Consider the following 12,620-nt stretch of genomic DNA (forward strand, 5'->3'; position numbering starts at 1 on the left):
CGGACCGGTCGCCAATAGGAACAGCGACGTCGCGGCAGGTATCATCTCCCAACGATCGACAGGACTGAAACACCCCATCCGACCAAACGCGAGCAAAGAACAGTTTTTACAACGAACACACCGAGTGCACGGGGCGTCCTCATTCGCGTGGTAACGTCTTGGCATTAACGCCGGGGCATCGGCTCGATACGCCGACAGCCCGCTTTGCGTTGAAGCGACCACGAGGAGGTGGACCGTGGCAAACGAACTCGAGAGCAACATGGCATGCGCGCGGGAACGCGGATGCGCAGGTTCTTGCCACGCTCCGTGCGCGTCCCACGCCGCCGACGAAGTCGAGCTCGCCGCACGCGCGCTCGAATCACAGGGGCGCTTTGGCCTCACGCGCGGCTTCATCCAGCATGGAGACGTGAGCGTGCACGCCCATGTGCTCTCGGTCGCCCGCGCGAGCGTCGCCATGGCGGACTTCCTCGGCCGCGCCGGAGTCCGCGTCGACCGCGCCTCGCTCATTCGCGGCGCGCTGCTGCACGACTACTTCCTCTACGACTGGCACGACCCCGACCCATCGCACCGCCTGCACGGCTTCACGCACCCCTCGACGGCCCTCGCACGCGCCGAGGAGGACTTTGAACTCACCGCGCGCGAACGCAACATCATCGCCCGTCACATGTTCCCGCTGGTGCCCATGCCGCCGACCTGCCGCGAGGCGTGGATCGTCTGCCTCGCCGACAAGGCGTGCGCCCTTCACGAGACCATCGCGGGTCGCCTGCCCAAGCGGGCATCGAGCAAGAATCGGGCGGTGTAACGTCGATGAGCCTTGATGGATTTTTCGCCGCACTGACCGCAACCGGCGCTCCCCTGTCGGCGCTGTTCCTCTCGTTTTTGGTCTTCTCGTTCGCCGGCTGGCTTTACGAATCCACCGTCTGCGCCATGGCGAACTACGGTCACTTCGCCAACAGCGGCTTCCTCCTCGGCCCCTATTGCCCCATCTACGGCGTGGGGGCAGTCGCGTGCTGGCTGCTGTTGCGCGACATACCCGGCGTCTTCACGCAGTTCCTCGCCGCCGCCCTCGTGTGCAGCGCAATCGAGTACACCGTGGGCGCCCTGCTCGAACGGCTCACCGGCGCGCGCTTTTGGGATTACTCCAAGCTCCCCTTCAACATCAAGGGAAGGGTCTGCCTATACGGAGCCGCGCTCTTCGGGGCCGGCGCGGTGATCGTCTGCCGCGTCGCCGAACCCGCGCTCCTCGCCGCGCTGCAGCTCATCCCCTCCCTCGCGCTGAAAGTCATTGCGCTCGGGTGCGCCGCGTGCATCGCGATCGACACCGTGTTCGCCGTAGTGAGCTGGCGCCAGCTCTCCCAAAAACTCGAGTTGTTGCGCATCGAGATCGCCGACAAGTTCAACGACTCCCTCAAGGACGCATCCACCTCGCTGCTCGACAAGGTGCCCACCCCGATACTGGATTCGGCCGCCGAACTCAAGGCGCGGAGCCGGGCACTCAATTCGTGGCTCGCCGACATGTCGGACGGCACGTTCGAGGCCGTCCGCGGAAGGGTGGAGCTCCCCTCTTTCATCGCCGAGGGGACGCGCGGGGTGAGATTGGTCGCCCGCCATGCACATGGCATCGCGACGCGCGCCGAGAAAGCCGCCCCCGAGAAGCTCAAGACCATGATGACCCGGCGCGAACTGCGCTTCTTTAACGCATTCCCCGAAATCAAGCTGAAGTCCTACGAGGGCGTCATCCGTGCGACAAAGCTCAAGGAGCGTGCCCGCGAGCTGTTCCATAGGGACTGAACAGCGACGAAGCTGAACCGATGACGAGCCGTCAAGGCGCGCCCAGATGAGTATGCTAGGCGTTCTTTGCCGGCAACTTCTGCACCGCCATTAACACGGACCTCGACGATACCGGCACGCTGCGCGCCTGGACCCCTCTCCGACACGGAGCCAAAAGAGGAGTTCAACGAGTACACCTCGCCACAGATCTCCGTCTATCTGATAGCATGCGACCATTAGACGTTTTATTTTTAGACCCTCTGTCCTTGATGATTTCCCATAGCCATCTAACAGCTGTTTTATAAAACTTGTTTGTTAATAGGGAGACGTGATTATTAGAATATTGTATTGTTTGACCCTCCCCTGAAAGGAGAAGACATGAGGACCATCGTTGTTGGGGACATGCATCAGAAGCAACATCTGGTCTTGCCGATCGTGGACAACGCCATCCGGTTCCTCGGCGCGAAGCGGGTCGTGTTGCTCGGGGATTATTGCGATGACTACAGCCCCGACAGGGACGAGACCGACGCCGAAAAGCTGCTCAGAGGGCTGGAATACCAGGTGGATTGGGTCGACCGCACGCGCAACCGCGGCGTACAGGTAGACGTCTTGCTGGGAAACCACGACATGCAGTACCTCGTCGAACGTCAGGGCCCCGGCACCAACCTGAACTGCATCATCCCCGTCCGGCGCCTGCTCGCCCAGATGAACGTGCGCATGGCCGCCGCCGTCGATGGATGGCTCGCCACGCACGCGGGTCTCACCAGCCAATTCGCGGACATTGTGCTTGAAATCGATGACGAGGCCGAGTCTTTCGGCAAGCCGTCGTATTCCGCCGAGTCGCTTGCCGCCCAACTCAACGCTGCATTTGACCACGCACTGACCGAGATGTTCGATCATGCTAACGATGAGGAACTCCTGCTGTTCAACCTCTGCGGCCCCGGACGTGGCGGCATAAGCATCCCCGGCCCCCTGTGGGCATCGACCAGCGAACTCACGGTCCTCGGGATGCCGCACCTCGACCAGATCGTCGGCCACACGCCCGTCTATTCCGTCCACAAGCTTGAGGAGCAAGGCTTCAGTGGCGAGCGATTCATGGCCTGCGACACGTTTTCGACCGATTTCGATTTCCGCCCGCTCGGAGATGGAAGCATCCTGCTCGCCGATGACGAGACGCACGAGATGCGCGCCGTTATACCCGAGGAAGTAGACTGCGAGTGGGCGGGGACATTCTGATTCCTGCGGATATCAGGCCCACCCGTCACATAAATGAAGTAGTCACGCGGACGGAGAGAAAGAAAGACGACAAATGAGCGACAAAACGAACCTTACCGCCAGAGAATTTCTCGAAGCGATCTTCGAGCAGATCCGACCCTACGCAGCCAACCCCGAAGAGTTTACAAGCGAGTGGGAGAGGATAACGGACGAGCTCGACAGCGAGATCGAGGATTTGGAACGCGTCATGAGCGAGCGGGATGCCCTGGCTCGGCAGCTCATCTTGCTGGTGCGCAACCAGCTTGCAAACAGCTACCTGTTTGACGATCTGTGGCTCCAATACTCCCAAGGGTGCAGCGTATTGAGCGACTACGCCGAACTGTTGAGCGACCCCGAGCTTGACAGGAAGAAGGGAGGTGTCTGGGGTGGACACAAGTGCGATGCCATCCATTGGACTTGGTACGAAAAGCGCGCGATGCCGAAACCCCTGGAAGAGAAGAAACTTGTTTTCCAAGGTGGGGAAAGGAGCGGCTGGCCATACTGCAGCTGTATGGACCACGCCCTGAGCAACTTGATTTGCAAAGTCTGGGGCTTCTCCGGATACAGAAAAGGACTAAGGTCCGATGACCCCGAAACAGAATTCAAGGTTACCTTTTGGCAGGACTCGAGCATGTACCTTTCCGTACTGCTCTGCTTCGGAGTCAACATCTTGAACGACCAGATACTCCTCGAAGACCTGAAAGACACGCAGCAGATCGATATCGATATTATTCCCGAACCAAAAGAGAAGCTGCGGGCCGTATTGAACGCGAAAAGTATTCGCCCGAAGCTCTGGGCGCGCATACAAGATCAAATAGGGAAACGCGCGAAAGAGGCTGGCGCGAAGGCTTCTCAGCAACAATAGCTCGAGCAACCCGCACGAGAGGCGGCGTCTTCACCGCGCTCTACTGGTTTGGCGTCGGGTGTCTGTTCTGCATCGCCATCGTCGGGATTCCCCTGGGCCGCCAGCGTTCAAGATGGCGAAGCTCTCGTTGCTGCCGTTTGGCGCAACAGTTCGATAGCGCTGTCAGTTTTCCGCTCGTGTAACCGGACCAGTCACTACCAATGCCATTTAGTGGATGGGTGTCACATCATTATTTGAAGATAAATGCTATCAGCTCTCTGAGATGTCTCATTTGGTGCGCAGATAACTGACATACGTTTGTTTACCGCATCGCTCGATTCTCGTTAACGGCCCAGCCGCCCCCTTCTTTTGCCATTCGTCGGTCACACAAGCACCGTTTTTGACAATCGCAGTCGCCAGAGCGCTCGTTTTATGCCAAGACTACGTTGGCGGCACGCGCTTTCGGAGATGCGCGCCGCACTTCTTGAAGTTTTTCGTATCGAAATTAAAAACTCGCGAGTAGGCCGAAAGTGGCGGTAGGAAAAACCGCAGGTCGCCGGAGGCCGCAAATGCCACCTACTCGACGAATCCCGATTTGAATACGAAAAGCCTCATTTAGGCTTGCCAGCTTGGAACGTAAACGACAAAAAGGAGACGAGCCCGGTGATAGGCTGCCTCCCATTTCTTGGACATGAGAGAAAGAAGGCGGCTCGGGCGGCCGCCTCCTTTTTCATCGAAACTTATCCTCGGGTAAGATGCCTGGTCGAGATGCTTACTCCTCCGTGTCGCCCCTACTCGCGCGCCTCCAGTGCAGGCCGCGGCTCAGCCGATGCGCCACGCGCTCGACCTCGGCATCGCTCGTGAGATGGTGCGGCTTCATGCGGCTCGTCACCGAGTCGCGGCGGATGGTCGCGATCGGCTCCATCACGAAGCCCTTGCCCGCGCGCATGTTCTCCTTGGCGACGCTGATCATGAGCTTAATGCGGTTGAGCTGGTTGACCTCGCTCGCACCGGGGTCGTAATCCACGGCCACGATGTTGCTCTCGGGATGCTGGCGGCGCAGCTCTTTGATCACGGCCTTGCCCACCACGTGGTTGGGCAGGCACGCGAAGGGCTGCGTGCAGATGATGTTCGGCGCCCCGTGGTCGATCAGGTCGAGCATCTCGGCGGTGAGCAGCCAGCCCTCCCCCATGTTGTTGCACAGGGAGAGCACCTGGCTCGCCTTGTCGGCCATCACGGAGATGGGCTCGGGGCGCTCGAAGCGCACGCTGCGCTCGAGCAGGTCCTCGACCGGCTTGCGCATCCAATCCACCAGGCGGATGGCGGCGTCCATGCTGGCGCGCGCAGCGGCAGAGCTGCCGAGCTCGCCCTTCTGCACCTGCGCGTTGCTCATGGAGTACAGGAAGAAGTCGAGCAGGCCCGGCACCACGGCCTCGCAGCCCTCCGCCTCGATGACGTCGACCACGTGGTTGTTCGCCGTGGGATGGAACTTCACGAGGATCTCGCCGACCACGCCCACGCGCGGCTTGGTGCCCTCGCCGGTGAGGGGCAGGACATCGAACGCGTCGATCGCCTCGCGGGAGAGCTTGGTGAAGCTGCGACGCGTGAAGGTCGGCACCATGCGGCGCGCGCGGTCCATGAACTCCTCGAACAGCGCGTTCGCGGAGCCCGGCTCGGCCTCGTAGGGACGCGTGCGGTAGAGCATCTGCATCATGAGGTCGCCGAACAACACGCTGTACACGCATGCCTTGAGCATGGCGGGAGTGAGCTTGAAGCCGGGGTTCTGCTCGTCCAGCTTGACCGCGGACAGGCTGATGACCGGGATATCGGCGTGCCCGCTCTCGCGCAGGGCCTTGCGAATGAGCGCGATGTAGTTGGTGGCGCGGCAACCGCCGCCCGTCTGCGTGATCACCACGGCGGTGCGGGACAGGTCGTAGCGGCCGCTCTCGATGGCCTCCATGATCTGGCCCGTGACCAGGATGGACGGGTAGCAGATGTCGTTGTTCACGTAGCGCAGGCCGGCTTCGACGGCGCCGCGATCCGTGGAGGGCAGAAGCTCCAGGTTGTAGCCGGCCGCCTGGAAGACCTCCTTGATGAGGTCGAAGTGGATGGGCGCCATCTGCGGGCACAGGATGGTGTAGCCCGCGTCGCGCATCTCCTCGGTGAACGCGACCTTGGGGAACGCGGCGCTCTTGCTCGCGCGCTGCGCCTCGAGGGCGTACTTGTGCGTCGCGAACACCGGCGCGTCGGTGGAGGGCGCCACGGGCGAGGCCTCGCCCGGCTCGTAGGCGTCGCCCGACGCGGCGGCCTCGGCGGCGCGCTCGGCCTCCTGGTCCTTGAGCGCCGCCATGAGCGATCGGATGCGAATGCGTGCGGCGCCCAGGTTGGACACCTCGTCGATCTTGAGCACCGTGTAGATCTTGCCGGAGGCCTCCAAGATCTCCTGCACCTGGTCGGTGGTGAGGGCGTCCAGGCCGCAGCCGAAGGAGTTGAGCTGGATAAGGTCGAGGTCGTTGCGCATGGTCACGAAGCGCGCGGCCGCGTAGAGGCGGCTGTGGTACATCCACTGGTCGACCACGCGGATCGGGCGCTCCGGCTTCACCAGGTGCGCCACGGAGTCCTCGGTGAGGACCGCAAAGCCAAAGCTCGCGATGAGCTCGGGCAGCGAGTGGTTGATCTCGGGGTCGTTGTGGTAGGGACGCCCCGCCAGCACGATGCCGTGGCCGCCGTGCTCCTCGATCCAGTGCATGGCCTCCTCGCCCATGGTCTGGATGTCCTGATGAAAGCGGGCGTCGGCCTCGTAGGCGGCGTTCACGGCGTCGTCGATCTCGGTACGGGTGAGCTTGGGCCCGTGCACGCGGCCGCGTCCGGCCTCCGCATCGGCCACGCGCTCGACGGCGAGCAGCTCATACAGGCGGCGCTTGAGCTCGATCTTGTCGTGGTAGGGCACGAACGGATACATGAACTCGACGTGCTTCTCGCTGATGTCGTCGATATTCAGTCCGAGCGCCGTGGGGTAACTCATCACGATGGGGCAGTTGTAGCAGTTGCCCGCCGACGGATCCTCCTTGCGCTCCCAGCGCACGCAGGGCATCCAGATGAAATCCGGATCTTTCTCGATGAGGTTCATCACGTGGCCGTGGGAGAGCTTGGCCGGATAGCACACGCTCTCGCTCGGCATGGACTCGATGCCGCTCTCGTACGTGGCCTTACTGGAGTTGTCGGAAAGCACGACGGAGAAGCCCAGGCGCGTGAAGAACGCGTGCCAGAACGGGTAGTTCTCGTACATGTTGAGGGCGCGCGGGATGCCCACGGTGCCGCGCGGAGCCTCCTCGGGCGCCAGGGTCGGGCGGTTGAACAGAAGGTCGTTCTTGGCGGCGAACAGGTTGGGCGCCTCAGACTTCTGCTTCTTGTGGCCCGCGCCCTTCTCGCAGCGGTTGCCCGTGATGAAGCGGCGGCCGCCGCCAAAGTCGTTGATGGTGAGCTGACAGTTGTTGGAGCAGCGTCCGCAACGGGCGTGCCTCTGCTCGACCGTCAGCGCGGCGATATCGGGGGCAGAGAGCACCGTCGAGACTCCAGAGGCGCCGGCGCGGTCGCGGGCGAGCAGGGCCGCGCCGTACGCGCCCATGCAGCCGGCGATGTCGGGGCGCACGGCGTGCACGCCCGTGAGCTGCTCGAACGCGCGCAGGGTCGCGTCGGACATGAAGGTGCCGCCCTGGACGATCACCTGCGTGCCGATCTCCTTGGGATCACGCAGCTTGATGACCTTGAACAGGGCGTTCTTGATCACGGAGTAGGACAGGCCCGCCGCGATGTCGCCCACCGTGGCGCCCTCCTTCTGCGCCTGCTTGACGCGCGAGTTCATGAACACGGTGCAGCGGCTGCCCAGGTCGACGGGGTTCTTCGCCGCGATGGCCTCGGCCGCGAACGCGCGCACGTCCATATCCATAGACACGGCGAAGCTCTCGATGAAGCTACCGCAGCCAGAGGAGCAGGCCTCGTTGAGCATGATGTGCTCGATCACGCCGTCGCGCACGCGCAGGCACTTCATGTCCTGGCCGCCGATGTCGAGGATGAACTCGACGCCGGGGAGGAAGGCGCGGGCGCCGCGCAGATGGGCGACGGTCTCGATCTCGCCCGAGTCGGCCTTGAGGGCCTCGATGAGCAGGGCCTCGCCGTAACCGGTGGTGGTCACGTGGCCGATGGTGCAACCAGCCGGGATATGCGCGTAGAAGTCCGCCATGATGGTCTTGGCGGTACCCAGAATGTCGCCGTTGTTGTTACCGTACCAGGTGTGCAGGAGCTGACCATCCTCACCCACCATCGCGGCCTTCATCGTGGTGGAGCCGGCGTCGAGGCCGATGAACACGCGCCCGGTGTAGCCCTCAAGCTCGCCGCGGGGCACGACCTCGCGCGCGTGACGCTCCCGGAACTCGGCGAGGTCGGCCTCGGTCGCGAACAGCGGATCCAGGCGGGCGACCTCGTCACCCTGGGTGTCGCCCAGCGCGTCGATGGCGTCGATGAGCTCGCCGAACCGCACGAGCTTGCTCGACTCATGTGCCATGGCCGCGCCGGAGGCCACGAACAGATGGGCGTTGTCGGGCACGATGATGTGCTCGTCGTCGAGGTTGAGCGTGAGGTAGAAGCGATGACGCAGCTCGGAGAGGTACTGCAGCGGGCCGCCGAGGAAGGCGACGTGACCACGGATCGGCCTGCCGCACGCCAGGCCGGAGATGGTCTGGGTCACAACCGCCTGGAAGATCGAGGCGGCGACGTCCTCGGGGCGGGCGCCCTCATTGAGGAGGGGCTGCACGTCCGTCTTGGCGAACACGCCGCAGCGGCTCGCGATGGGATAGATGGTCTCGGCGCGCGCGGCGAGTTCGTTCAGGCCGCCGGCGTCCGTGTGCAAGAGGGTCGCCATCTGGTCGATGAACGCGCCGGTGCCTCCCGCGCACGTGCCGTTCATGCGCTGTTCGATGCCCGAGTCGAAGTAGATGATCTTGGCGTCCTCGCCACCGAGCTCGATGGCGACGTCGGTTTGCGGGATGAGCGTCTCGACGGCGCGCTTGCTCGCAATGACCTCCTGCACGAACTCGAGGCCGAGCCACTGCGAGAGCAGAAGACCGCCCGAGCCGGTGATGGCGCAGGTCATGCGAGCCTCGGGCAGCACGGTGGCGGCCCCGGCGAACAGGTCGCGCGCGCAGGCGCGGACGTCGGTGTGATGGCGCTGGTACTTAGCGTATACAATCTGGCTCTCGTCGTTCAGCACGGCGAGCTTGACCGTGGTGGAGCCCACATCGATGCCCACGCGGAGATCGCCGCGGGCGTTCTCGGGGTTCCAGATGGCACCCTCCGGGGCCTGCGGCACCCCCGCGAGCTCTCCCCGTTCGGGAGAATCCGGGGCACCGCAGGCCCCAGAGCAATTCGCCTGCATGTTCTGCATATCGTCAGCCATAGTTAGTTCCCTTCCGTCGGGGAAGACGAGGTGCCGCCCGCGAGCATGGCCGTAAGGTCGGCAAGGAGGTCATTCGGGGGTATTTCGCAATTGTCTACATTCAGTCCCATGAGCTTGAGGCCATATGCGGCCACATTGACGTCGATGGGCATGCCGTAGAGGTCGCCCGGGCGCACAAAGGCGATGACCGTCATGATGCGCGCCATCGTCTCGGGCGTCTCGGCGAGGTCGCGATCGAACCAGCGCTGCACCACGCCCACCTCGGAGGCGACCACCGAGGCGAGGTAGTAGTCGAAAAAGGCACCGAGCGCGCCGGGAAAGATGCCCGTCTGCATGCGGTCCGACACTGCGGCGCAGGCCATATCGATGACTTTCTTGATAAACGCCTGGTCACCGCCGGGACCAATCAGTGCCCCGATGAGCTCGCGGTTGTCGGCGATGTAACGGAGCAGCTCAACCGAGCCGGGCGCCGGCTCAAGGTGCTCGATGCTCTCGTACAGCTCGGGCAGGGTCGCCTCGGCAATGGCGCGCACGAGCGTGCGAACCTCGGCCAAAAGCGCGTCTTCCACCTGCTCGATGAAGTCGGGAATGTCCTTATAGTGCGAGTAGAACGTTCGCCGCGTAAGACCCGCGCGCTCCGTGAGCGCGGCGACGCTGATGCGCGAGATGTCCTCCCCCGCCGTGATCTCCTCCGCGAGGGCCGACCTGAGCGCGCGCTGGGAGCGCAGGCTGCGACGATCGGACTTGCACGCGGATGTGCCCGTTGGCTGAGGCATATCGCCCCTTTCCTCGACCGAGTTCTAATTCACTCTCTGTGCATTATTGCACACGGTGTGCATCAACATGGAATCAGCACGGTAAGGGTTGTGCAAGCTTCAACGCGAAAACGGGCGAAGGGATTACGCGATTTGAATACACTGCTGGCTGTGGAGGGTCTTGAGGATGTGCTTGGGTACCGCGTGGAACTCGCAACGGCCGATCGTCGCGCTCGCGGCGGCCTTGGCGGCATCACTGCCATTCGCCGTGGCGTAAGAATGGCGGAAGCGGCTGAGCATTGCCAGGTCGTTGCCACCGTCACCGTACACGGCGATCTCATCCTCCTCGATGCCGTAGTAGCGGCCGAGCCACGCCACCGACTCGCCCTTATTGCAGTCCTTGTCGGTAATCTCAAACATCACGGGATCGAACGGGGCGTTGACCACCGTATCCGCATGGTCGGCGAGGAACGCCTTGAGCTCGCGGTCGAGCTCCTCGGACGTCACGCGGCAATTGATCTTGCAGACCTCGTGCGAGAGGATTGACGAGAGCGGCTGGTCGAAGAACTGCTCCTCATGCGCGCCGCCGCGGGCGCGCATGCCGCGCATGATGATGCGTCGCATGAGGCCATCGCGTTTGAATCCCGCCTGATGCATTTCGTAGCTGCCGCTCGAGAACATGCCGTCGGGCGTACAGCAATCAAAGCAGATCTGCGGGAATGCGCACAGCAGCTCCTCCACGAATGCGGGGTCGACGGAAAACGTCTTGAGCACCTCGCCATTTTGCCCGCGGACAATCGACCCGTTGGCGCACACAGCGTCAATCTTGAGGCCCGTGAAACCGCGGTCGCCAATGGGCAACACCGAGCGTCCCGTAGCGGGAACAACATGCGCGCCGAGTTCACCCGCCTTCTTGATGGCGCCGCGGATCGTGCGGTCCGCCTCGTGCAGGGCATTCAGCAGGGTTCCATCCAAATCACTCGCGAACAACTTGATCATGCGCATCTCCTTAGCCGAGGCTTTCCGCGCATCATTGTACGCCGCACGGGCATACGAACCCCTCGGCACGCCCCGACTTCGGCAGAACTTCCGACCACGGCCAGCCTCGAAGCACCCCGGAGCCTACGCCTCGGCGGAATCCTGCACGTCAAGGCCTTCGCGACACGAGAGCAGGGCACGCGCCAAATCGCCCACGAGCTCACGGTTCGACTCGGAGTCAGGCATGGCGGTAAGGATCGACATGATGTAAGTCTTCCCGTCGATCTCGACGATGCCGGCATCGCTCACGCTGTTGTACGCGGGATCGGAATCGGAGCACCAGCCTGCCTTGTCACGCACGGTCGCGCCCATACCCTCAAGTCCATCGCGGATAAAGGAGACCGCCGTCTGGCTTGTCAGGTCGCTCAGCCATTGCGCCGTGTCCGTGCCACCCGATATATAGCTGAGCATTTCCGTCCATAAGCGCGCCGAGCTACGGGCGCAATAGGTAGGGAACCAGGAGTCGGAGCGATAGACGGCGTCCATGGCGCCAAGCGCCGTGACCCATTCGTCGAACCCCTCTTGATCAAACGCGTTCCTCAACGCTCCATACGCGTTGTTGCTCGACTGCGTGATCGCTCCTTCGATGAGGCTGGAGATGGTGTAGGAGCTGCCCGCGTAGAACCCGTCAGGGCTCAGCGAGTAGTTGACCGTGCAATGCGTGTCCAGCGAGGCGTCGCCCGTCTCGATGAACTCCTCGCACACATACAGGGAGTAGAGGGCCTTGAAGGAGCTCGCACCATACGTCACCAAATCGGGCTGGTACGAGATGCCGCGGCCCGTCTCCACATCAATAAACACGACGGATGCGCTTCCCTGCTCCTCAATAGCGTCGATTGCCTGCTCGACGCTGGCAAAGTCGTCCGATGCGATCGTGGGGCTCTTCAATCCGGACAGTGAGAACAGCCGCAGTCCGTCATCGGTGGGCATTTCGTCAAACGACGCCGCAGTGAGATCGAACTGGAGGTCCTCAAGCTGTTCGGACTCTGACGCGGTCTTTACCTCGGCTTTCGTCGCGGCCTTCTCCTTGGCGGCTTCCTGCTTGGCAGCCTCAGCCGCAGCAGCGGCGTTGTGGGCAATCGCACTCGGGATGATCACCGCCAACACCACAATGCAGGCAAGCGCGGCATACCAAGACGCAGGTACGGAGCGCAGTAGGCACACGGCTCGTTCGAGCGCCCCCTGTCCACCCGCGCCGGCATACGAGGAGCGATAACCCGATGCCCCACTCCGACGATACCCATACTGAGAGGATGAACGCGTCCCGTAGTCGTCACGCGCGTTGCCGTGCCAAGATGCGTGTGCAGAGCGATCGCCACGGTCACGCTCGTAACCATCGGCGCCTGCATGTCCCACGGATCGACGCGTTGCCCCTGCGCCGGCACTCCCACTCCGCGATGACGCCAGCTGAATGCCCGGCCTTCTTGCGGATCCATTCCCCGAGGCGCGACTTGACCCAAATCCCCCGCCGGAGGCATATCCGCCGTCGCCGTTCCAGTCGGTG

The 12,620-nt window shown here is 62.9% G+C and carries 8 protein-coding genes; 4 read left to right on the forward strand and 4 right to left on the reverse strand.

Annotation, left to right across the window (positions count from 1 at the left end; genetic code table 11):
- Positions 1-235 precede the first annotated feature (235 nt).
- The 4 genes from Q5Q88_RS00910 (at position 236) to Q5Q88_RS00925 (ending at position 3,889) form a co-directional block, all read left to right on the forward strand.
- Entirely contained in the window at positions 236-802 is a 567-nt protein-coding gene (locus Q5Q88_RS00910) for an HD domain-containing protein (RefSeq protein WP_302741239.1), read from the forward strand.
- A gap of 5 nt (positions 803-807) precedes the next feature.
- Complete coding sequence (locus tag Q5Q88_RS00915) at positions 808-1,791, forward strand: putative ABC transporter permease (protein ID WP_294121972.1); 984 nt, start codon at positions 808-810, stop codon at positions 1,789-1,791.
- Between the two features lie 357 nt (positions 1,792-2,148).
- The gene (locus Q5Q88_RS00920) at positions 2,149-3,006 is read left to right on the forward strand and encodes a metallophosphoesterase (protein ID WP_302741241.1); all 858 of its coding nucleotides are present in this window, start codon (positions 2,149-2,151) and stop codon (positions 3,004-3,006) included.
- A 73-nt stretch (positions 3,007-3,079) separates the two neighbouring features.
- A complete protein-coding gene (locus Q5Q88_RS00925) occupies positions 3,080-3,889 on the forward strand; it encodes a hypothetical protein (protein ID WP_294121985.1) in 810 nt (269 codons plus the stop codon).
- Between the two features lie 751 nt (positions 3,890-4,640).
- On the opposite strand, the gene Q5Q88_RS00935 is transcribed toward Q5Q88_RS00925, so the two are convergent.
- The 4 genes from Q5Q88_RS00935 to Q5Q88_RS00950 all read right to left on the reverse strand — a co-directional run bounded on the left by Q5Q88_RS00935 (position 4,641) and on the right by Q5Q88_RS00950 (position 12,472).
- Positions 4,641-9,323, reverse strand: coding sequence for a 2-hydroxyacyl-CoA dehydratase (locus tag Q5Q88_RS00935; RefSeq protein ID WP_302741242.1), 4,683 nt, complete (start codon positions 9,321-9,323; stop codon positions 4,641-4,643).
- Between the two features lie 2 nt (positions 9,324-9,325).
- Positions 9,326-10,099, reverse strand: coding sequence for a TetR/AcrR family transcriptional regulator (locus Q5Q88_RS00940; protein ID WP_118654359.1), 774 nt, complete (start codon positions 10,097-10,099; stop codon positions 9,326-9,328).
- 123 nt (positions 10,100-10,222) lie between these two features.
- Positions 10,223-11,077 carry an HAD-IIB family hydrolase gene (locus tag Q5Q88_RS00945; RefSeq protein WP_294160314.1) on the reverse strand — a complete coding sequence of 285 codons (855 nt, stop codon included), beginning with the start codon at positions 11,075-11,077 and terminating at the stop codon, positions 10,223-10,225.
- A 123-nt stretch (positions 11,078-11,200) separates the two neighbouring features.
- Positions 11,201-12,472: a serine hydrolase gene (locus Q5Q88_RS00950; RefSeq protein ID WP_302741244.1), complete on the reverse strand. Its 1,272-nt coding sequence runs from the start codon at positions 12,470-12,472 to the stop codon at positions 11,201-11,203.
- Positions 12,473-12,620: the final 148 nt, after the last annotated feature.

Origin of the sequence: uncultured Collinsella sp. (genome assembly GCF_959026545.1) — a bacterium.
Taxonomy (GTDB): Bacteria; Actinomycetota; Coriobacteriia; order Coriobacteriales; family Coriobacteriaceae; genus Collinsella.